This is a genomic window from Sphingobacterium sp. UBA5639, from assembly GCF_002421245.1.
Taxonomy (GTDB): Bacteria; Bacteroidota; Bacteroidia; order Sphingobacteriales; family Sphingobacteriaceae; genus Sphingobacterium; species Sphingobacterium multivorum.
On the sequence record NZ_DIJR01000037.1, the window covers coordinates 94,601 to 116,184 of the forward strand.

General features: G+C 36.0%; 21 protein-coding genes. 1 reads left to right on the forward strand and 20 read right to left on the reverse strand.

The window, feature by feature from the left end; all coding sequences use genetic code 11:
- Positions 1-2: 2 nt before the first annotated feature.
- The 20 genes from B4Z90_RS23940 to B4Z90_RS24035 form a co-directional block, all read right to left on the reverse strand.
- Positions 3-1,154 (reverse strand): NAD-dependent epimerase/dehydratase family protein, encoded by a 1,152-nt coding sequence (locus B4Z90_RS23940; protein WP_286709908.1) that lies wholly within the window; start codon positions 1,152-1,154, stop codon positions 3-5.
- The gene (locus tag B4Z90_RS23945; protein ID WP_286709909.1) at positions 1,145-3,397 is read right to left on the reverse strand and encodes a DUF4838 domain-containing protein; all 2,253 of its coding nucleotides are present in this window, start codon (positions 3,395-3,397) and stop codon (positions 1,145-1,147) included. The genes B4Z90_RS23940 and B4Z90_RS23945 overlap by 10 nt, the downstream gene beginning before the upstream one ends.
- Positions 3,382-3,933 (reverse strand): acyltransferase, encoded by a 552-nt coding sequence (locus tag B4Z90_RS23950; RefSeq protein ID WP_286709910.1) that lies wholly within the window; start codon positions 3,931-3,933, stop codon positions 3,382-3,384. The genes B4Z90_RS23945 and B4Z90_RS23950 overlap by 16 nt, the downstream gene beginning before the upstream one ends.
- Entirely contained in the window at positions 3,930-4,742 is an 813-nt protein-coding gene (locus tag B4Z90_RS23955; RefSeq protein ID WP_286709911.1) for a glycosyltransferase family 2 protein, read from the reverse strand. Before B4Z90_RS23955 ends, B4Z90_RS23950 begins: the two co-directional genes overlap by 4 nt.
- Entirely contained in the window at positions 4,721-5,809 is a 1,089-nt protein-coding gene (locus B4Z90_RS23960) for a glycosyltransferase family 4 protein (protein ID WP_286709912.1), read from the reverse strand. The genes B4Z90_RS23955 and B4Z90_RS23960 overlap by 22 nt, the downstream gene beginning before the upstream one ends.
- A gap of 4 nt (positions 5,810-5,813) precedes the next feature.
- On the reverse strand, positions 5,814-6,896 hold the full coding sequence (locus B4Z90_RS23965; RefSeq protein ID WP_286709913.1) for an EpsG family protein: 1,083 nt from the start codon (positions 6,894-6,896) through the stop codon (positions 5,814-5,816).
- On the reverse strand, positions 6,893-7,804 hold the full coding sequence (locus B4Z90_RS23970) for a glycosyltransferase family 2 protein (protein ID WP_286709914.1): 912 nt from the start codon (positions 7,802-7,804) through the stop codon (positions 6,893-6,895). Before B4Z90_RS23970 ends, B4Z90_RS23965 begins: the two co-directional genes overlap by 4 nt.
- Before the next feature lies 1 nt (position 7,805).
- A complete protein-coding gene (locus B4Z90_RS23975; RefSeq protein WP_286709915.1) occupies positions 7,806-8,915 on the reverse strand; it encodes a glycosyltransferase in 1,110 nt (369 codons plus the stop codon).
- Positions 8,912-10,411: a lipid II flippase MurJ gene (locus tag B4Z90_RS23980; protein ID WP_286803540.1), complete on the reverse strand. Its 1,500-nt coding sequence runs from the start codon at positions 10,409-10,411 to the stop codon at positions 8,912-8,914. The genes B4Z90_RS23975 and B4Z90_RS23980 overlap by 4 nt, the downstream gene beginning before the upstream one ends.
- 1 nt (position 10,412) lies before the next feature.
- A complete protein-coding gene (gene rfbA, locus B4Z90_RS23985) occupies positions 10,413-11,270 on the reverse strand; it encodes a glucose-1-phosphate thymidylyltransferase RfbA (protein WP_286709917.1) in 858 nt (285 codons plus the stop codon).
- A gap of 13 nt (positions 11,271-11,283) precedes the next feature.
- Positions 11,284-12,132, reverse strand: a complete 849-nt coding sequence (gene rfbD / locus B4Z90_RS23990) for a dTDP-4-dehydrorhamnose reductase (RefSeq protein ID WP_286709918.1) — start codon at positions 12,130-12,132, stop codon at positions 11,284-11,286.
- Positions 12,129-12,677: a dTDP-4-dehydrorhamnose 3,5-epimerase gene (rfbC, locus tag B4Z90_RS23995; protein ID WP_286709919.1), complete on the reverse strand. Its 549-nt coding sequence runs from the start codon at positions 12,675-12,677 to the stop codon at positions 12,129-12,131. The genes rfbD and rfbC overlap by 4 nt, the downstream gene beginning before the upstream one ends.
- 8 nt (positions 12,678-12,685) lie before the next feature.
- On the reverse strand, positions 12,686-13,735 hold the full coding sequence (gene rfbB / locus B4Z90_RS24000; protein ID WP_286709920.1) for a dTDP-glucose 4,6-dehydratase: 1,050 nt from the start codon (positions 13,733-13,735) through the stop codon (positions 12,686-12,688).
- A 15-nt stretch (positions 13,736-13,750) separates the two neighbouring features.
- Positions 13,751-14,269 carry an ArsR family transcriptional regulator gene (locus B4Z90_RS24005; protein WP_286709921.1) on the reverse strand — a complete coding sequence of 173 codons (519 nt, stop codon included), beginning with the start codon at positions 14,267-14,269 and terminating at the stop codon, positions 13,751-13,753.
- A gap of 232 nt (positions 14,270-14,501) precedes the next feature.
- Positions 14,502-15,500: a mannose-1-phosphate guanylyltransferase gene (locus B4Z90_RS24010; protein ID WP_286709922.1), complete on the reverse strand. Its 999-nt coding sequence runs from the start codon at positions 15,498-15,500 to the stop codon at positions 14,502-14,504.
- On the reverse strand, positions 15,497-15,925 hold the full coding sequence (locus tag B4Z90_RS24015; RefSeq protein WP_286709923.1) for an adenylyltransferase/cytidyltransferase family protein: 429 nt from the start codon (positions 15,923-15,925) through the stop codon (positions 15,497-15,499). The genes B4Z90_RS24010 and B4Z90_RS24015 overlap by 4 nt, the downstream gene beginning before the upstream one ends.
- Before the next feature lie 87 nt (positions 15,926-16,012).
- The gene (locus tag B4Z90_RS24020; RefSeq protein ID WP_204990895.1) at positions 16,013-16,453 is read right to left on the reverse strand and encodes an adenylyltransferase/cytidyltransferase family protein; all 441 of its coding nucleotides are present in this window, start codon (positions 16,451-16,453) and stop codon (positions 16,013-16,015) included.
- Positions 16,454-16,526: 73 nt separating this feature from the next.
- Positions 16,527-17,045: a 3'-5' exonuclease gene (locus B4Z90_RS24025; protein WP_286709924.1), complete on the reverse strand. Its 519-nt coding sequence runs from the start codon at positions 17,043-17,045 to the stop codon at positions 16,527-16,529.
- Positions 17,046-17,130: 85 nt separating this feature from the next.
- Complete coding sequence (locus tag B4Z90_RS24030; protein ID WP_286803542.1) at positions 17,131-18,636, reverse strand: S41 family peptidase; 1,506 nt, start codon at positions 18,634-18,636, stop codon at positions 17,131-17,133.
- Positions 18,637-18,828: 192 nt separating this feature from the next.
- Positions 18,829-20,109, reverse strand: a complete 1,281-nt coding sequence (locus B4Z90_RS24035) for a replication-associated recombination protein A (protein WP_286803543.1) — start codon at positions 20,107-20,109, stop codon at positions 18,829-18,831.
- A 314-nt stretch (positions 20,110-20,423) separates the two neighbouring features.
- Here B4Z90_RS24035 and B4Z90_RS24040 point away from each other — a divergent pair, with 314 nt between their 5' ends.
- Entirely contained in the window at positions 20,424-21,527 is a 1,104-nt protein-coding gene (locus B4Z90_RS24040; protein WP_286709927.1) for a tetratricopeptide repeat protein, read from the forward strand.
- Positions 21,528-21,584 lie beyond the last annotated feature (57 nt).

The window sequence follows — 21,584 nt, forward strand, 5'->3', positions numbered from 1 at the left end:
TTTTACTTATATAATCCTTTTGCTTTCATTTCTTCTATAGATTTCTGGTATTGATCCTCTTGTATAGATTGAGTATTTACCCATTCAGTAAATTTCTGTAAACCTATCTCAAATGATACTTTAGGCTTGAAATTTAATAAACGATTTATCTTACACAGATCAGCATAATTATGTCTAATATCTCCCAAACGATAATTCCCAGAAATGGTGACGGGAACCTCAATGCCATAATTCTTGATCAATTGATTCGCTACAGTCAAAACATCTGTCGCTACACCAGTACCTACATTAAAGACATTATTATTTGCTTCATCTTTTTCCAACCCCAAAATTGTAGCATCTACAACATCATCAATAAATACAAAATCCCGTGATTCGTTACCATCTTCAAAAATATTGATTCCATTGCCATTTTTGATTTGTGTAGAAAAAATAGATAAAATTCCTGTGTAGGGATTTTTTAGAGATTGACCAGGACCATAAACATTTTGATAACGAAATGCTACTGCTGCGATTCCAACCGTCGGGCAAACAGTCATTATCATCTGTTCCTGATTTTGCTTTGTTATACCATAAACTGAAGAGGGATGTATTTTAGACTCTTCATCAGTACCAACCAATCGAAGTTTAGATGCACCATCGTACTTTACATCAAAATCTCCCATATCCATATAGCTTGCCGTCCTTTGGGTAGGATAAACTGCTCCGAGCTCTTCACTTATATATTTACCTTCTCCGTAAATAGATCTTGAGGAAGCGACCACTACCTTCTTTATCGTGTGTTCGGTATTTACTAATAAATCTAGTAAGATCGACGTTCCTCCAATATTAACATCTACATACTTTTTTACTTCATACATTGACTGACCTGTACCAGTCTCAGCAGCATAATGAACGATAGCATCCTGGCCAACCAAAGCAGCCTTCCAATCAATTTCACTAGTTACTGAGCCAAAGATAAACTTAACTTTATCTTTGATACTCAGATATAATGAAGAATTCTCTTTCGGATTATCACCATGAATTTGAGGTGATAAATTATCTAAAACTGTAACATTATACCCCTTTTCTATTAGTTTTAAGGCCAAATTTGATCCTATAAATCCTGCCCCACCGGTAATTAGTATATTTTTCAAAATTTTATTTATTTGCATTTTATTTGTATTTTATCTATTAATATTTTTTCAAAATTCCTCTGTTCATCTTCGAAAACTAAATAAATGCTAACATCACTATTTATTTTCTCATTACCTACTTCTAGGTGTATAAATTTACCTTCTGGTATATCTTTTGCGTCATATCTTTTCTCTAAAATCGTTCTATTTTTCCTTTTATCAAAAATTCCAATCCTTAACATAGCCGATTTGTTAACACTATTTAATGGCACAAGTTTTAGTCGAACAGATATATTCGCCATTTGATTCGCTAACATTTGGATATTATCTAGAGGAAGCTGCAGCGCCCAATCATTTGTCTTTCCAAAAATTGATGCAACCAACATATTTTCTGCATCAAGATCGGTTTCCAAATTCGTTAGGTCTCCTTTTCTATACAAAACAAAACTATTTTCCTCAAAATCAAAAAACTGATTATCAACACCTTTTACCTCTTTAGAATTAATATCATTTGGCAAACCATTTCTTGCAAAAGACAATATAATATCTCCTAAATATCGTTTTATAGAATAATCTACATATTGATTGTCATATTTCTTATTATATAAATCCTTAAAAAATTCGTTCATCCACACTTGTTTTTTTAAACCGAGATAAATTTGGAGAAGATTAAAAGAAATTCTTTCCTTCTGAACCCGCTCTCTTATAACTGAAGATTGGGCCTTCTTTTCAGCTTCATCAAAAAGTGTTTCACCACTTAAAATGAATTTAGCATCAATATAACTATAGTTATCCTCAAAAGAATTAAGCTTCAGCTTAGATTCAAAGAATCTCTCTTCAACCATTGTATAGTAATCTAAGAGTGGTTGTGCAGCTTCTTGATAGTAAGCATTGAAAAACTCATTGATCAGGTCTTCACGATCCAGCTCAGGATTCCATAATAGTTTCCCCATGACCCATGCTTGCATGTCTAAAAAGAAACCATAGCCCTCTGACGGATTTGTATTATCTTGTATAAATATTCCACTAAACTTATTTTCTGCTAAGTACCTAAGATCTTCACTACTTTTTCTTAAACTCGGATATGGAAGAACAGGATATTTGAAATTCGTATTGTAGCCCCAAAAATACATTTGCTTCGCTATTTTAGACCAAGCAATGACCTTTTCTTTAGTTTCCAAATTCCGTGGATTATTAATAGAATATCCCATATCCCCATCTATAGGAGCAAACCTAACAATAACATTTGAATTTGGTTTTACATTGAGCGGAGGTGCCTCTGTCGAATAATAAGCTAATGTCTCAATAATTTTTTGGGGATAATACTTTGCGACTTGAGTGGAAATATAATTTACAAAATTAATTAATTCATCAGATGCAGAAGATTTTCTATTATAGACAGGGAAAAACTTATTATCATTCTGTGAAATAGAGATAATATCTTGATCCGGAAACCGCTTTATCAATGAAAGAATATTTTGGGTAAAAATGTTCCTTACTTCCTTATTCTGAATATCGGGTTGCACAGATTGCCCCGAAATGTTTGTTTTGTACTCGATAAAGCGCTTTCCTGTCTGAGAATCAAAAAACCATTCTGGATGGACTCTTCCGTATTTTTCATAAGGAAAAATCGAATCAAAAGTATGACTCCAACCCAAAATTTTATTTATCTTACCCCAATTAATATTTGTATGCTGAAACTCTCCATTTTGCTTCAAGATTGCAGCAAACTCTTCATTATAAATAGCATTATATATATGATGACTTCTGTAATAAAACGGCGGAGTAAATGAATAATCATTAATATCTATTTGAAGATTATCATTTGAGTACTTTGGATAAACAAAATCCTTTGGTGTTAGAAACTTTATTTTAATAAACTCTTCAAGAAATTCGTATACACCATAGAGTATCGCACGGTCACCATTTGCATTTATATATAAATTATTGTTTTTTAATTTAATAACAATCCCGTCTACCCCGACTATATCTCTGATATTTCCAAAAAGACTAGTGTAAGATTTTGAATTCCCAACAAAAATCTTACTCAAAACACTAGCTTGGCTTTCTCTCTTTATCAAAAAATCTCTTTTTCCTAAATTATATAAGTGTCTACGAAGTTGATTTGCCGCATTTATTTCGACAAAGCTAGCATTATCCGGGATAATTATATCATAACATACTTCGCCTTTTATTACCAAATCGATTTTTTTATCAGCAAATACACTTAAAGAAAAAAGAACCTCAAGTACTAAAATTATAAATTTTACACTTTTTCCCATATTTTAGAAGTAAAATTATATTTCTTAACGATCCTTGCAGGAGCACCAACAATTACACAATAATCAGGAAATATACCACGAACCACAGAATTAGCTCCAACTATACAATGTTTACCAAGAATTGTTCCAGCTTGTATTGCAGCCCCAATACCGATGAAACAATTTTCTCCAATGCTTGTTTCTCTTATAGACATTCCCTGTTCTAAAATAGGTTTATCAATTACATTGTATTCATGATCGATGTTAGTAATGAATACGTTAGCTAGTATTGTTGAACCTTTACCAATAATTAAATCACCGCCTGATGTTATATGTACATTTTGGGCAATACCCACATTATCTTGTATAATAATGCGTGAATTTTTTCCGTGTACTTCCATTCTATTATTAGGGAAAATACGCACTCTATTCCCAATATAAATTTGATGAATATTGTGTATAAATATTGGTTTTCCCAAATAACTGTACAATCCAAATTTACCGAAAAAAAAACTGTATAATAAACCTCTTAAAAACCAAAAAATCTTATAAATCATGACTTAACTCTTAACTTTATCTTTCTAACAAAAAATTTAAGTTTTGAAAATATTTTAAAGAACAAAAAAGAACTGAAATTGATATACTTTAATTGTCTCATTTCTTCAATATTTTTCTGAACGCCATCTTCCATAGCATTGATATTTGCAGACAAACCACTATGTCCAACAGAAGGCTTTCCTCCTCCGGTTAAAACTAATTTCTCATTTATAATTATCATTTTGAAATTTTTTGCAATTTTCATCCAATAATTTGCATCCTCAGAATATCGCTGGTTTTCGTCAAAGCCTCCTAATTCTTCAAAAATATGTCTTTTAAAAACTGCAGTAGATGTCTGACCAACTACTTTATATAGCAATTGCGTTAATGTTACGTATGAAAAGTTGTAATCTTCGACCCTATATGGCCAACTTAAAATATCATCATTTCGCAAACAACTAACGAAGTCTCCGAATCCATTGTCAAGATATGGAATTTGACAACTTAACTTATTTGCCATCCACTCATCGTCTGCATCAAGGAATGCTAAATAGGCTCCAGAAGCTATTTTAAGTCCTGTATTTCTTGCTTTTGAGACGCCTCCATTCTCTTGGTTTATTAATTTTATATCAAATAATGAATGTTGGATTTTAATTCTTTCAACTACCTTTACCGAATCATCTTTGGAACCATCATTTACAATTATGACTTCGATATGCCCACAATAATTTTGATGAATAACAGACATTAAAGCTCTTTCAACTGTAAATTCTGCGTTATACATCGGAATTATAACCGAAATTGATTTTAACTCAATATCCTTTTCCATTTTTTTAATATATTTTTTTCAGACCATCGCTCACTAGAAATAAAAGATGCTTCCCCAAACGATATCATCTTTTCTCTATTTTTTATCAACTCTAAAGTTGCTCGCTCTAATTCATTAAAATTATCCTGTTCAACTAAATATCCATCTTTTTTATTTCTAATCATATCTCTCGGGCCAGAAGGGCAATCATAACTTATACAAGGAACTCCAAATGACATAGCCTCTAAAATAACCATGCCAAACCCCTCTGACTTTGAAGTCAATAAAAAAAAGGATGCGTTATTATAATAATCCTCAACTTCCTTTTTGGGTGGCAAAAGTTTGACATAGTTCCCTATTCCTAGATCATCAATCTGCTGTTGCAAACTTGATTTAAGATTACCATCACCTATAATATATAACATCCAATCTCGAATCTGATGAATATTAACTATTCTATCCCATAGATTAATTAGTATCCATTGCCTTTTGGCTTGCGTCATCCTGCCAATGCTAATAGCGGTATTTTTATTCTGTAGGCTTCTTCGATAAGGTAGATCTGATCTAAAATGAGGAATATAAATCGCTCGATAACCTAAAGTACTATATTTTGAAGTATCTGTTTTAGTTGGCACTACATATGCTTTCGCACGGTTGTATAGAAGCTTTTTTATTCTTTTATAAAAAAAATTATAAGCATCAATATCTCCATGCTCTGAAATTACAACTTTATTATCAATTCCTCTAGCTATATGAAGTTCCAATACATTCATAGGATGTGCAACATAATAGTAGTCGTAAGATTGACTCGTCAAAAATTCTCGGAGCTTTCTCTGGCTAGAGATAAAATTTTTACTCACTTCCAACAATCGACTTAACCTATTATTCATATTAAAACGAATTTCATTTTCCAAACTGAGCAAAGTTATTTCCTCCTTTAAATAATAATGGCTAAATGCCTTATCCTTTACCAAAATAGTAACTTTCATAAATTCAGAAAATTTATTAGCAAGAGTGGCTATCACCCTTTCTATGCCTCCCGCAGGAGTCATGCTATTAAAATAAAAAAGTATAGAGGGTTTATTCATTTGATTAAAATATTGGCCATACGAATGGCACATATGGATAAATAAAATCTTTAAAAATTCCACGTTGCGAAATTGAATCCAAGAAACCATATAATGTATAACAATAAAATGCCACAAATAAAATATACAATGGAATAGTCTTCCTTTTATTAGATTTTGACCAAATACGAACAATTTCAACCAATAATATTACATCGGCCCATAAAAAATAAGACTTGATACGATAAGCAAACTGAGGAATATCATTTAGAAAAGTCGCTATTAAAACCCCTAAAATATATGCATTTAATAAAGCTTTTAAAATACTATTTGACTTAAACTTATCAGCATAAAAAACAAATAAAAAACCTAATACAAGCTGTTTAATTGATAGAGCCGCAAATTCATCATCTAAAGAATATATATCCATCTTTGCCGCAGCAAATCCTGGTAAAGAGACAAAAGACAATAGATAATCTAAAAGTCCAATTTTAACTTTTAAAATATTAATAATAGAACAGACAACTAAAAGACAAAACATCAACAACTTAGAGAATGATCGATGCATTATAAAATAAAGAGGTACAAGAACTAGCGCAGATAAATGAAATAAACTCGCGATCATTATCAAAAATAAATATATTGATATTTTCCGCTCTATGATAAAAGGGATGGATACCATAAAAATTCCGATGGCGATAGCTTGGCGTATAGCAATAAAATCAAATAAAAAGAAAACCGAACAGTAATAGAATGCAAGCACGATGAAATAATTACTGCTATGATTCTTAAAGAAATAAAACTTTGGAACTAAACTAAAAATAGCACAGAAAAAAATCACCCATTGAAATCCCAATCCAAGAGAATGCATAACTACGTTAAACAGATAATAACCAATCTCAACGTTTGCATTGATAGATTGACCTGCCTTATCATAAATATCCTTGTAACTAATATAATCTGGTTCAATATCCCCACGCAAGCCTGCGAACAAGATCAAGATAATTAGCGAAATACTAAACATCACACTATGCAAATGCTTTTTATCAGGATATTCATAACGAATTCCAAAAAGCAACAAACATATAGGTATAAGGAAATAAATCATTTATTCTTAAAAAACTTTGAATTCGCCCATTTCATCATCGATTTCCAATATGCAATTTTTTCCCTATTGTTTATTAGTTTAAACAAAAAAAACCTCTGCAAAAAAACAACATAATTAACTAAATTAGAAATATGGTATTGCCAAAATCGACCTGTTTTATTGAAAAATTTTAATTTGCTTTCTAAAGTCCAATCCAATGCTCGTGATTTGACCTGCTCTGAACCTCCCTCCAAATGAATTACTTTAGCCTCAGGATGATTGATTAATTTCAATCCTGATCTCATAATTCTATGAGATAATTCTGTCTCTTCATAGTACATAAAAAAATCCTCATCAAACCCCCCTATTTTATTGAAAACATTACGAGAAACCATATAACAAGCTCCAGATATTGTTCCCCGAACTCTAATAGGAGAATTAGTCACATTATAATTAACACAGTTTCGATAGAGCAGTTTACTAAAAATATTAAAAAACAAATAATCAAAATCAGCTAACAATGATGGTGGAATCTGCGAAAATGATGTAGCATATTCACCTTCTTTTGAATATAAGTTCGCACCACATACACCTACCTTTTCATTATTCTTCATATAAGAATACAATATTGAAACCGCATCATTAATAAGGAGAGTATCAGTATTTAAAAATAGAACATATGAACCCTTTGCATACAAGACCCCTAAATTATTTCCACTACCGAAGCCTCTATTGGAAGAGCTTTGAACGAATAAAACATCTGAAAAAAGATTAGTTACATTCTCAATGTTTCGATCTTGTGACATATTGTCAACAATAATAATCTCATATTTTAATTCAGAAGATGTTTTTTCTTTTATTGATGATATACAGCTTAAAACAAGTTCATAAGTATTATAATTTACTAATATTATTGATACATCCACCATGTTAACTTAATCTTTTGTGTAAGTCATTTACCAACTCTTCCCATCTGTACGAAGTGATAGCCTCTTGTTGATTAATCAAAACTCTACTTTCTAAAAAAGTATCATCTATCGCCAATTTTTTAAACAAACAGCTTAATGCAGCGTCATCATCAATAGGATAAACAAAACCATGGTGACCACTTTTTGTAATATCTACTGCCGAATGGAAATCTGTAGAGAGAATTGTACAACCATTTTTTAATGCTTCTAAAAAAACCAAAGGAAACCCCTCAAACTTAGATGATAACACAAATAATTTTGACTCTCTATAGTAATTCTCTAATACTTTTCTATCATACACAGGTCCCGTAAAAGTTACTAGTGATTTAATATCAGAATAACCGTCAAATAACGTATCAAAATCTCTTTGAATTGTACCCTCAATGGGTCCAACCAAAAACAATTTCCAATCTCGTCTACCAGTACGAATGCAGAAATTTTTAAATGCCTGAAGGAGAACATGATTGGACTTTTGATAAGATCCTAATCTACCTACTGTCAGTATGTAATTCTTCTTTTCAGAATAAAGAATAGGGTCGGCATTTTCACAAGTAATTCCATTGGGCATATATAAAATTCGCTTTGCAAATAAAGGGTCTTTAGACAAAATTTCATAAAAAGTTGTATTCTCCACCGAAATCAAATCAATTTGTCGTATCACCGCTCGCTGCCAGTTAGTTTTTGGTAAACTTTCATCCAAATCTGCTCCAACATCCATCTTAAGATAAGTCTTTCTTCTGCTACTAAAAAAAGTCAATAACTTAAAAAAATAAATATAAATGAGTGAAGATTTCATTAAGTGAAAGCACTGTAATAAATCTATTTTATATGCGTTGAGCAGGAGAAAAAACAATACATCAATAGTCGGTATACCAGTGATTTTTTTTATAAAACTTAATTTCACTCCTTTCACCTCCGTCTCAAGATATGGATAATTGCCATTTCTGTATGTGGCAATTATTACTTCATAATTATGATCTTTTGCTAGATGAAATGGAATCATACCAACATCTTTTATTAGGTGAACATTTTCGCACAAAGGAAATAGCGTACAAGATATTTTCTTTTTCATGATAATGAACGATTTTTATAAAAAAGCTTAATTGCCTTGATGTTTGTTATGAACAAAAGAGGAATTAAGATAAGTATATAACACAAGGATTTATTAAAAATATTAGCAAATTTATCAGAAGGAATGAATATGAAAAATTTTTTGACTGTATAAAATAATATTATTGTGAGCAAAAGCGAAATAATATACTTAACTATCGGCCAACAATCTTGAATTACAAGACGCCTTCCTAACAACAAAATCATAACAATAGCAGAAAAAGTATGAATTAAAACATAAGAATAAGGAAATATATATATACCCACAGATTTATATCCAAGATAATTAATAATTATAATTAATGCTTGTGTAAAAAATCCAATAATGGCATACCTTTTTGAATCATTAGTTGACAACATTGTCATACCAAATAATACATATAAAAAAACACCTAATGAACCAATAATATAAATCAATAGAACATTATTAATTTCGATCAAATTTACTATAGATAAAGATCCACGGTCTAGCAAAAAAAATATGAGCTCTTCGGAATAAAAGATAACAAAACTAATAAGAAAGGTAAGTACTAACTGACCAAAACTTAAGAACTTACTTATCTCACCACTCACCTCCAGCTTCTTTTCTCCAAAAAATAATGAAGATATTGTAGGAACAAATAATGTAGTAACAACACTTGAAAGTACGTTGACTGGTATGTCAACAAATTTACGAGAGTAGTCAAGATTCGAAATAGTACCTGCTCCAACCTGCATAGCTAAATACTTTTCCAAAATTGCTGATAATTGCCCTACGAAATAAGGGAAAAAGAATGGCAAAGAATATAAAAGATATGGTCGAACCTCTGCAAAGGAGAAAGATTCGTTTCGTTTGAGGATAGGAATTCCATGTCGATGAAAGGATAGAAGAAGGAGAAGTAATAAAATTAAAAGGCTAAAATAATGCCCGACAAACAAAGCATAAATACCTAAACTATTATAGAATAAGACAATGAATAAAACATTAAATATCGCTGTTAAAACACCCGAGATCTCAGGTATAAAAAAAATATCATGAGCGTTAAGCACACTCGCAAAAAGCAAAGTAAACTGATTCAATAAAAGTGAAGGACCTATTATCTCCAACATAAATGTCAGTTGTGTTACTTTATCAGTAGAGCCATTAGGTAACAATAGCTTCGCTATTTCTTGCGAACCAAAGAAAAACAAAATGGAAATAACGACAGTACCAACAGCTATAAATTTAAAGAGCGATGCAAGGCTATTACGTGCAGTTTCTTGACCAGACAAAGTTTTTACTTCTACATATTTAGCCCTAAAAACTTCATTAAGAGGACCCCAAATAGCTAAATCAATAAACAAAAAGGTAGAATATGCCAACAACCAATTATCTCTTTCAAATGAACTTCCATAATACTTTGCGACAACAGATAAGGTTGCAACAGTAAAGAGCAATCTGAACAACTTTAGTCCAAATAATATAACTTTAAGTTTCAATTTATTTAAGTTTAATCAAATATTCTCCATATCCACTTTTCCGCAATGGTTCAGCAATCTTAATCAACTGCTGCCTATTTATATAGCCCATCCGATAAGCAACCTCTTCAATGGCAGCAATCTTCATACCCTGACGTTCCTCAATCACTTGAACAAACTGTCCTGCTTGCATCAAAGAATTTATTGTACCCGTATCCAACCATGCTGTTCCACGATCAAAAACGCCAACTTTCAATTTTCCGCGTTTCAAATACTCGGCATTAATATCCGTGATCTCCAGTTCTCCACGGGGAGAAGGCTTGATATTCTTCGCAATTTCAACAACATCATTATCATACAAGTACAATCCTGGCACCGCATAATTGGATTTTGGCTCTTTCGGTTTTTCTTCGATAGAAACGACTTGATTGTCCTCATCAAACTCAACCACACCATAACGCTCGGGGTCGGAAACCTGATAGGCAAAAACAACGCCGCCATCGGGATCTGATGAGTCTTGCAATAACTTAGACATCCCCGAAGAATAAAAGATATTGTCTCCTAAAATAAGGGCTACTTTGTCATCTCCGATAAACTCTTCACCCAAAATAAAAGCTTGTGCCAAACCATCTGGACTGGGTTGCTCTTTATACGAAAACTTACAGCCTATTTGCGATCCATCACCCAACAATTTTTGAAAATTCGGCAAATCCTGTGGCGTGGAAATAATTAAGATCTCGTTGATTCCTGCCAACATTAATGTCGACAATGGATAATAGATCATGGGTTTGTCGTACACGGGCATCAACTGTTTAGACACGGCTAAAGTCAATGGATGTAAACGTGTACCGGATCCTCCGGCTAATATAATTCCTTTCATAATGTACTAACTATTATAATTTTTGCAACATTATTTTCAAACTGTCTTTCCAAGAAGGAACAGAAATGCTGAACGTATTTTTAATTTTTGATTTATCCAATAAGGAATAATGAGGTCTTCGCGCAGGTGTGGGATATTGTGTCGTCGGAATTGGGTTGATTTTACAAGATAAACTTTCCAAGTCCCGAATTGCAACAGCAAAGTCATACCATGAAATCTCTCCTTCGTTGCTAAAATGATAGATACCACCTTCCCATACACCTGAGTCAATAATAGCCAAGATAGCATCGGCTAAATCTTTTGCATAGGTCGGTGAACCAATCTGATCGTTTATAACAGAAATTTCTTCACGCTCTCCCATTAAACGGATCATGGTTTTCACAAAATTATTGCCATAGGTCGAATATACCCAAGATGTGCGAATAATAATACCCTCTGGAAGCCATTTTTGAATAGCTTGCTCTCCCTTTAGCTTGGTGAGCCCATAAACATTAACTGGATCAACTGGCGCATCTTCAGCCAGTGCGACAGCTGAGTTCCCATCAAAAACATAGTCTGTCGAAATAGCAATCAATTTTGAGCCATGAATACGACAATATTGTGCGATCTCCTCACTAGCCAGATGATTAATCCGATCGGCCAACTCAGGCTCTGATTCAGCCTTATCGACAGCTGTATAGGCTGCGGTATGAATAATAATATCGGGTTGATATTGTGCCAAGATATCCTGTATAATAAGCGTTTGCTCTAAAGGTAGTTGCTTACGATCCAAGAAAAAACAGTCTCTACTCGTCTGCCCGGCTAGAAGATCTCGCAATTCTGATCCAAGTTGACCATTGGCCCCGGTAATAACGATTCTCATACTCCAAAAATCTCCTTAAATGTTGGTGCTGACTGGTCCTTATCTGATAAAATCATCTCCTGAACAGGAATCTGCCAATCTACAGCCAAATCGGAATCCAAGGGATGTACTCCGCATTCCGACTCTTTATGATAAAAATTGTCACATTTATAAAAGAACGTCGCCGTCTCGCTTAACACCACAAAACCATGCAAAAATCCACGTGGAACAAATAACTGTAAGTTATTGTCCGACGATAAGTTAACGGCCACATATTGACCAAAAGTATCCGAATTAGATCTTACATCCACCGCAACATCAATCACTTCTCCTTGCAGCACTCGTACCAATTTCGCCTGAGCATGTTCACCTGCCTGTGCATGTAGCCCTCGCAAAACACCACGTGTTGAATAGGACTGGTTATCCTGCACAAAATGGGTATTTGTACCCGTCAGCTCATTGAAAGTTTTCTCATTAAAACTTTCCATAAAATACCCCCTTGAATCACCATATTTGGCCGGTTCCAAAATAAAACAGCCTTTTAATTTTGTTTCTGTAACTTTCATCGGATAGATTAATTATATTGATTTGCGTAATAATTTTGGTAGTCGCCTGAAGTAAGGCGATCTAGCCATTCCTGATTATTTAAAAACCAATCGATAGTGATAGAAAGCCCCTGCTCAAAGGTTACTGAGGGCTGATAACCCAATTCCTGGTTAATCTTGCTGGCATCAATGGCATAGCGTAAATCGTGGCCTGGTCGATCTTTCACAAAGGTAATAAGCTCAGCAGCAGTCCCGACTGGGCGCCCCAATTTTTCATCAACTTGCTTACATAGTTCCCTGACCAAATCTATATTTTGCCATTCGTTAAATCCACCTACATTATAGGAGCCGCCGTTTTGACCATTATGGTAGACCAAATCGATCGCTTTGGCATGATCAATAACAAACAGCCAATCACGCGTATATTTCCCATCACCATAAATAGGCAAAGGTTTATTGTTTAAAATATTATGAATACACAAGGGGATCAATTTCTCTGGAAAATGATTCGGTCCGTAGTTATTCGAACAATTGGTTAACACGATTGGTAGACCATAGGTATCGTGATAGGCACGTACAAAATGGTCGGAAGAAGCTTTCGAAGCAGAATAGGGCGAATGTGGATCGTATTTGGTCTCTTCCGTAAACAATCCTGTCGCACCCAGCGCACCAAATACCTCATCAGTAGAGACGTGATGAAAACGTTTACCTTCATAATTATCCTTCCAGATCTCCTTCGCAGCGTTTAATAGATTAACCGTGCCAATCACATTGGTCATCACAAAGGCGGTCGGATCAGTAATCGACCGATCGACGTGAGATTCTGCAGCCAAATGAATAACACCATCAGGCTGGTACTGACGGAAAATATCAAAAATCAGACTGGCATCGGTAATATCAGCTTTTATAAACTGATAATTGGGCTTAGCTTCGATATCCGTTAAATTCTCTAAATTACCAGCATAGGTCAAAGCGTCCAGATTGATGATATGATATTCAGGATATTTATTAACAAACTCACGTACCACATGGGAACCTATAAATCCGGCTCCGCCGGTAATGACAATTGTTTTATTCATATAGCTTAAAATCTTTTAATTTATTAAATCGTTATTCAAATAAAGTTTAATCTTGTGCTCGCTGTAACCTTTATTAAAATAGATACGTACCTTTTTACCGAGATGTTTCCCAACTCTCTCCGCTAACAGCAATAAGTATGCCTCATTTATACGTTCACCCAAAATAAGTACCTCAATAGTTCCACTGTCAAGGCCTTTGGCATAGTCGCCTAGTAGGCTTAGCTCTCGGATATGACCTGCTTGATCCAATACTTGTTCAACTAATTGATCAATCCCTAAAAACGTATGAATCAGATGCTGAAGCGGTTTGAATAGCGAATGCGTTGTATTGGCACTATATACTACTTTATTCTTTTCAGTTTTACGATCGAGATACCCCGCTTCTGAAAGTTGATTAAGCTCCTTACGAATGGCATTGGTCGATTCCTGAAACTCTTCCGCTAAACCTCGTAGATGTGCTCTATTTGTTGCCGACACAAAAAATTTGATCAGCAACTTTAACCGTGTCTTAGAAGTAATAAGCGTTTCTAACATTGGATAGCTTTATTGAGCAACAAAAGTACTCATATAGAACTGGATTAACAAATGTGCATGTTACCTTAGTTTTACCTTAATATAATTTTATTTAAAAATAATACGGTTATCGATATTGAGGAATAAATCATCGTACATCAAAAGCATCCTACAATAAACTAAGGCCATCAAAAAGATTAAATTTAAAAGGCACAATATGGCTTAGATTAATACCTCACTTCGGTTTAGTTTTTTAATCAATCAATTTTGATTGGTGTCTTTCCAAGGTATTGTAGATTTTTTTAACATCTTGTGATTTTTCCTTCTGGAGCACCAAAACAGCGTCCTTAGTATAGACTAAAATCGCATTTTTAAGACCTACAAATGCAGTGTAAATATCGGTACCAATGACCATATTACCATTTTCATCAACAGGGTGCCCCGTAGTCTGAAGATAATCATACATGGATTCAAAGGATCCTAAATCAGACCAATCAAAAGAAGTCGCCACTACTCGAATTTTCTTAGACCGCTCCATAACGGCGTAATCAACGGAGATGGAAGGAATTTCTTTGGACAGATCTAAATCAAGTTCACCCTCCTTGCGATGCTGCCATGCCGCCAAAGCCGTTGCATAAACTTTTGGTTCAAAGGTCTGCAATTCAGAAAGGAACGTATCTGCCCGAAAGCAAAACATCCCAGAGTTCCACAAAAAGTTTCCGCGTTCGATAAAATCCTCAGCAGTATCTTGATTGGGCTTTTCGCGAAACGACAATACTTTATCATCCTTGTACTCAATATAGCCATAACCTGTCTCTGGCCGTATTGGCTTGATCCCAAAAGTAACAATATATCCCTTATTTGCTTTTTCTATTCCTTCACCGATAGCGTCCTGATAAGCCTTGTCACCAACAATAACATGATCGGAGGGGGTTACGATCAAAATATCGTCTGGCTGAGCTGCGAAAGCAGCAAAAGCAATAGCGGCAGCCGTGTTTCGTGGAGTAGCTTCAACAATATCCGTATAGGCTATATCTTGATTTTGCATCACTTCCTTACTTAAGTCATGATTGTCACGATTGCCGACAACAATAACCTGTCCGCACAGGGACTGATTTCGTTTGACGGTCATTTCAAAAAGAGATCCGTCTTTAAAAAGGGATAAGTACTGCTTAGGATAACTTTTACGAGAGAGTGGCCACAGACGGCTCCCGACTCCACCGGTTAGAATGACGTGGATAATATTACTCATTTTATGTTTTTTTGTGCTTCTTTTTCGAATACAACCTTACGCAGCTGCGCGCTGGAAAAGCGATGTGTACGCTTATTGTAATAAATTTCAATTCCTTCCTCTATGCAGTACTTTTTGGCTGAAAAATCCTTATCACGATATTCTTCGCCAATAATCCGGAGATTGATTGGCAAGGCTTTAATCATATCAATCAGATCCTGCTCAGTTTCATAAGGTATAATTTCGTCTACATAACGGCAGCCTTCCAATTGAATATAGCGTTCTACGATAGTCTGAGTAGGTTTGGCTTTATCAGGAAAAAAATCAGAAGGATCGGTATTCAATCCAACAATCAAATAATCGCAATGGCGCTTTGCTTCTTCGAGCATCATAATATGGCCTGCATGCAACAAGTCAAATACACCAAATGTAATACCTATTTTCATTAAAAATAAACTTATTTGTCAGTTAAAATCAGCATCGTTTCTTAAAAGAACCGGCTGTTTGTCTCAATATAAAACGTTGAAAATTGATTATTGTTCAGACTTTTCTGCAACTATACGTCTCAAACCTGAACTGGAGAACCGATGGTCGCGACTATTAAAATAAAGTTGGATACCCTGCTCTTCACAGTATTGACGTCCAGTAAATTCTTTCTCCCGATATTCATCACCAACAATACGCACATCGATCTTAAAAGAACGCAAAACATCCTCTAAATCTTGCTCCGTTGCATACGGAACAATCTGATCTACATATTTGCATCCCTTGAGCTGGATATAGCGCTCCACGACGGTCTGTACAGGTTTATTTTTTTCTGGACGATCTAAGGTAGGGTCCGTCTGCAACCCACAAATCAAATAATCGCATTGGCGCTTGGCATCTTCAAGCATTTTGATATGACCAGCATGTAATAGATCGAATGCACTGAATGTAATGCCGACCCGAATCTCTTTTAAAGGTGTATTTATCATGTATGACTAATAATGTGTGTTAGCTAAACAGCAAAGTGTATGCCTAAACAACCTGGCAATCAAATATAATGACTTATTTATCTTGTTCCAACCGATGTTTCAAAAAAAGCTGTGCACATGCTCTGGCATCAGAAAGTGCCTCGTGATGATTAAGCGCTATCCCCATCACGTCACAACACGCATTAAGACGAGCTGGCTTAAAACCCTTGCTTTGATAAATTTTAAATGTACATTCCCACAGATTAGACAAACCTAAGCTCTCGTAAGACAAGTTATAGTATCCCATCGTCTTACGAAGTACATTTCGATCAAAAAGTTCATTATGAGCAACCATAATACGATTGGAAATTAGGGGCTTTATATCTTTAAAAAGCTCCTTAAATGTTGGCGCTTGAGCGGTATCACGAGGTTTAATCCCATGAACGCGGGTGGTTTGCCACATATATTGGTTTTGTGGTGGCTGGATCAGCGAATAAAACTCCTCAACAATAATCCCCTTTTCAACCACGACCAAACCTATTGCACAAGCTGAGTTTTGATTTGCAGTGGCAGTCTCAAAATCAATCGCTGTAAAACTTAAATCAACTTCCATTTCAATCTTCTTTCAATCAAACAAAGGTAAGAAAAAATGACAATCCAATATTATAACCCTTTATATACATCAAAGAAGGAAAGTTTTAGCGTTTCTTGATCATGCCACGGTCTGGGCGTATATTAACCTCGCCTTGGTCAAGCGTGCGGTATCCCTTTCGGCTTACTGCATTGATAGAAGCTTTAGTCGTAATACCCGGTGCCGCATCGTTCAGTGCTGTCGCCAGCATGGTCTCTTTCTTATCGCCTACGTCCAGAAACACATAATCTGTGATATCTTTTTTATCGGGGACAAGTCCATCCCAATAGTCAGAAAAACCAGCAGAATTCTTCAAAAGAAAGGAGACTGGCCAGAAAGATACCTTCTTTTGGACAACTTGCTCAAAGAAACCTACAGGCTTGCCGTAGGTACGTGTACCAGAGGCGATGATCTGCACCTGCAGATAGGGCTTGAGTACATTAATTATCATTTCTGCTGCCGATGCTGTACGGTCACTCACCAGAAAATAGACTTTACTCAAGTTCAAATTGCTCTTGCCTTCAAATTTTGTATCCTGAAACATCTTATTGATGCTCGGCGTCGCTTTGATATAATCGTTCACCTCATAGGTGAGCATCAGCTTTCCTTTGGTAATGGCTCCACCAATTTTATCGGCGACATAAGCAGACGCATCTACATATCCCCCTCCATTGTAACGTAAATCAACAATTAAACTTTTAATCTGCTGAGTCTGGAATTTTTCAAAAGCGGCATCGATCTTTTGTTGATTGACATTATTATTTTCGATTTCTTCAAAAGACGATAGGGCAAGATAGCCTACGTTGTTTCCATTATAGGTATAGACGGAATCTTTATAAATGGGATCAATGGTATAACCATTCGCATAAGTAAGATCTTTGGTCGTTGTTGTCCCGTCCTGATGTTTCACCTGCAACTTAAGTGTACCAGCGTCCAAGGCAGCATTCAGTTTATTCATCATTTTATCCCGGGCACTGGCATCATTAATCGAACAACCAGTCGTCGTACAGGTAACAGCAATGGAGTAGTCTGAATCCCCATTGACAGCTGTAATAAAATCAGACCGTCTGAAACCCGCTTTTTGGGCAGGCGATCCGCCCTCGACAAAATAGATGATAGGCTGTGCTGTCTTCCCATCTTCAGTTCCCAATTGCACATAGATGCCATACCCGTCGTTCGTATCCATTTTAAGCCTGCCAGAAGCAGTAGCTCCGGTGTTATAGCCGTCGAGCCCCTCCATATAGGAAAATCGGTCAAAGACCCCGTTTGGATAAGCCGCATGTGCCGGTGTCATTTTCTTCAGCGCATCGAGCACCAAATCTGCTGAGCCATATTTATCGGTGAATTGAGAAGGATCACTGGTATAATCAGGAATGGATTTGTCCCAAAGTGAATATAACTTATAATACTTATAGATATCATCCTTGATCAGCTGCGCTTCGGTACGCTTCACTGGTTCGGGTTCAGGCTCAGGCTCAGGTTTAGGGGTATCCTTTTTGCAAGAAAAGACAAAAAGTCCAGTCAGTGCTAGGATAGCCAGACGTCCTGTTTGTTTTAAAGGCGCTAAGTTCATAGTTGAAACATTTGTAAAACAAACATAAATAATTTAAGTTGATCCGCAATAAAAAAAACACGCTGACCATGGGGAGTGCCAGCGTGTTTACTACCTATTGAAAAACGTTATGATAACAAGCAAAGGTACGAGATAGTTTTAAAAAAAATTAAAAAATACCTGCTAAGGCTGTTTTTTTTCAAACATATTGATTTAATATTTATATTTCTCCTTCCATTTGTTCCGGAGACTTTGTCTTAGTTTTTCCTCCTGCAAATTTTGTCCGGGCTCATACAATTTGACGCCACTGATTTCTTTGGGAAGAAATTCCTGAACAACAAAATTCCCAGGATAGGCATGTGCATATTTGTATTCGGCCCCATAATTTAAGTCCTTCATCAATTTGGTCGGCGCATTGCGGATATGCAGCGGTACAGACAGATCACCAGTTTGTTTCACCAAGGCCTGCGCTTTATTGATTGCTTCATAGGAAGCGTTGCTTTTAACTGAAGTCGCCAGATAGATCACCGTTTGCGACAGAATGATACGTGATTCGGGCCACCCAATCACATTGACAGCCTGAAAACAATTGTTGGCCAATAACAGGGCATTGGGGTTGGCATTGCCAATATCCTCAGAAGCCAAAATCAACAACCTTCGTGCAATAAAGGACGGATCCTCCCCCCCTTCGATCATCCGTGCAAGCCAATAGACTGCGGCATTCGGATCAGACCCACGGATGGATTTAATAAAAGCCGAAATAATATCGTAATGCTGTTCACCCGCTTTATCATAAATGGCCATATTTTGCTGTACCTGTTTCAGGACAAAGGCATTTGTAATTGGCTCTTTGTGCAATACTGCCGCATTGACAACCAGCTCGAGTACATTTAACAATTTACGTGCGTCGCCACCAGACAGCCGCAACAAGGCCTCATATTCTTCGACAACAATTGCCTGTTTCTGTAAATATTCGTCTTCATGTAATGCTTTTTGGATCAATCCAATAAGATCTTCTTCCGAAAGATGTTCCAATACATAGACTTGGCAACGCGAGAGCAATGCGGAGATAACTTCAAACGAGGGGTTTTCTGTTGTTGCACCAATAAGTGTCACCAGCCCACGTTCAACAGCCCCTAAAAGTGAATCTTGCTGCGACTTGGAAAAACGGTGAATCTCATCAATAAATAAAATGGGTTGATCCTGGTTGAAGTTCATCAGCCGTTCAGCTTTTTCAATCACTTCACGAATATCTTTCACCCCGGCCTGAATCGCACTTAATGAAAAGAACGGCCTGTCGAGTTCTCTTGCGATCAGCAAGGCCAAACTTGTTTTTCCGACCCCCGGAGGGCCCCACAGAATCATGGATGGTATATTTTTTTGCTGGATCGCATGGTAGAGTACTGCATCTGGACCTACAATATGTTGTTGTCCTACATAATCGCTCAATTGCCGCGGTCTAAGTCGTTCTGCTAATGGAATTCGTGTCGCCATAACACAAAGTTAAAAATTAAACGGCACAGCAACTAAATATTTTAGCTTTATTCATCCAAACTTTTCGATGAAGAGTTCTGCAAAGCGATAAGCATCAAGCTTTCACACGCATAGTTTTGAGGGTCATCATTCGCCGTTCGCTATTACTTTAACATTTTTTCACACAATTTTTCGTCATATTTGCGCTATGATATATGTAAATTGCTTTTGGCAGCGCATAACCGACCGTACAGGTTTATCGAATGAAGGAGTAGATTGCTCAAATATGTCCTTTAGCTAAATTTATGTAGACGTTAATAATAACGTAATATTTTATGAGAATGACAAAATACTGGATTGCTATAGTTACCGCTTTGACTGCATTCATGAATATACCATGTCAGGTAATCGCACAGGATGCCGCCAAAGATTATACTGGCGCAATAAAACAATACGATGCTTCCTTTAAAGGTATCGGTCCAGAGGTCTATTTTTTACCACCTCCAAAAACGGCCAATGAAATACTAGCAGACAATTATGCAGACAAGAAGTCTTTCAGCAAAGAAATTGCTAGGCAGCTTCTGCTCCAGCGACTGTTATTGCAACTGCGGAGCACCAATAACGTGGACCATTTTAAATATTTGATGAACCCCATGCCCACTGCGGCAAAGAGCTGGGATAGTGCTATAGAGAGGCAAATAAAAGCTGAAAACTGGATTGCTGGCTATGCGCTTGCCAATGAAGCAGCCCTATTTTCAATTAAAAATAACGATAGCAGCAATGCCTCAAAATTTCTATATCAGGCGCTTTCCTTGGCAAATCGTACCGATAACAGGGATGATATTGCTACCATTAATATGAACATCAGCAATTTCCAGCTGTATCGTGGAGACTTTGTACGTGCTGAAGAGAGCGCACAAAATTATCATACCTATGCCATGAAGAGCAAAAGCTATGCAGACCAAGCCAACGCCTGGCTTCTAATTGCTATGGCACGAGCCGGTCAGGGAAATTATAAAACTGCCGAAAACAATATTATCCGCAGTGCGATCCCTTTACTCAATAAGGCCAAAGCCTATGAGGGGAAGATTTTTGCATGGGAAATGCTTGCTGAAATTTATTTTAAGCAAGATAAATTTACCGAGGCTCAGTGGTTTCTGCTACAGGCCCGCGACTTGGCCAATGCAAAAAAACTAAATAGCGAGCTCGCTGAAATCGAATACTTGCTGGCCTCATCCAAGCAAAAAGATGGTAATTATAAGGTGGCGATCAAAGAATTTGTGCAAGCGGCAGAACTCGCTTCAGATGAAAATAATAAACAACTGTCGCTGGCTATATTGGACAAACTTGGTGAAGTATACCTTGTTTTAAAAGACTACCCTTCGGCTGATCAGACCTATAAAGCCTATACACAGTTGAAAAATGAACTGTATAATTGAAACATTTAAAACAATCTACCCCATTCAGTGGTCTGTTGAAAGAGCAGTGTACAAAGC

Bases quoted from the DNA above. Each gene is read 5' to 3' on its own strand.
- B4Z90_RS23940 (WP_286709908.1), bottom strand. From the start codon at position 1,154: ATGCAAATAAATAAAATTTTGAAAAATATACTAATTACCGGTGGGGCA.
- B4Z90_RS23945 (WP_286709909.1), bottom strand. From the start codon at position 3,397: ATGGGAAAAAGTGTAAAATTTATAATTTTAGTACTTGAGGTTCTTTTT.
- B4Z90_RS23950 (WP_286709910.1), bottom strand. From the start codon at position 3,933: ATGATTTATAAGATTTTTTGGTTTTTAAGAGGTTTATTATACAGTTTT.
- B4Z90_RS23955 (WP_286709911.1), bottom strand. From the start codon at position 4,742: ATGGAAAAGGATATTGAGTTAAAATCAATTTCGGTTATAATTCCGATG.
- B4Z90_RS23960 (WP_286709912.1), bottom strand. From the start codon at position 5,809: ATGAATAAACCCTCTATACTTTTTTATTTTAATAGCATGACTCCTGCG.
- B4Z90_RS23965 (WP_286709913.1), bottom strand. From the start codon at position 6,896: ATGATTTATTTCCTTATACCTATATGTTTGTTGCTTTTTGGAATTCGT.
- B4Z90_RS23970 (WP_286709914.1), bottom strand. From the start codon at position 7,804: ATGGTGGATGTATCAATAATATTAGTAAATTATAATACTTATGAACTT.
- B4Z90_RS23975 (WP_286709915.1), bottom strand. From the start codon at position 8,915: ATGAAAAAGAAAATATCTTGTACGCTATTTCCTTTGTGCGAAAATGTT.
- rfbA (WP_286709917.1), bottom strand. From the start codon at position 11,270: ATGAAAGGAATTATATTAGCCGGAGGATCCGGTACACGTTTACATCCA.
- rfbD (WP_286709918.1), bottom strand. From the start codon at position 12,132: ATGAGAATCGTTATTACCGGGGCCAATGGTCAACTTGGATCAGAATTG.
- rfbC (WP_286709919.1), bottom strand. From the start codon at position 12,677: ATGAAAGTTACAGAAACAAAATTAAAAGGCTGTTTTATTTTGGAACCG.
- rfbB (WP_286709920.1), bottom strand. From the start codon at position 13,735: ATGAATAAAACAATTGTCATTACCGGCGGAGCCGGATTTATAGGTTCC.
- B4Z90_RS24005 (WP_286709921.1), bottom strand. From the start codon at position 14,269: ATGTTAGAAACGCTTATTACTTCTAAGACACGGTTAAAGTTGCTGATC.
- B4Z90_RS24010 (WP_286709922.1), bottom strand. From the start codon at position 15,500: ATGAGTAATATTATCCACGTCATTCTAACCGGTGGAGTCGGGAGCCGT.
- B4Z90_RS24015 (WP_286709923.1), bottom strand. From the start codon at position 15,925: ATGAAAATAGGTATTACATTTGGTGTATTTGACTTGTTGCATGCAGGC.
- B4Z90_RS24020 (WP_204990895.1), bottom strand. From the start codon at position 16,453: ATGATAAATACACCTTTAAAAGAGATTCGGGTCGGCATTACATTCAGT.
- B4Z90_RS24025 (WP_286709924.1), bottom strand. From the start codon at position 17,045: ATGGAAGTTGATTTAAGTTTTACAGCGATTGATTTTGAGACTGCCACT.
- B4Z90_RS24030 (WP_286803542.1), bottom strand. From the start codon at position 18,636: ATGAACTTAGCGCCTTTAAAACAAACAGGACGTCTGGCTATCCTAGCA.
- B4Z90_RS24035 (WP_286803543.1), bottom strand. From the start codon at position 20,109: ATGGCGACACGAATTCCATTAGCAGAACGACTTAGACCGCGGCAATTG.
- B4Z90_RS24040 (WP_286709927.1), top strand. From the start codon at position 20,424: ATGAGAATGACAAAATACTGGATTGCTATAGTTACCGCTTTGACTGCA.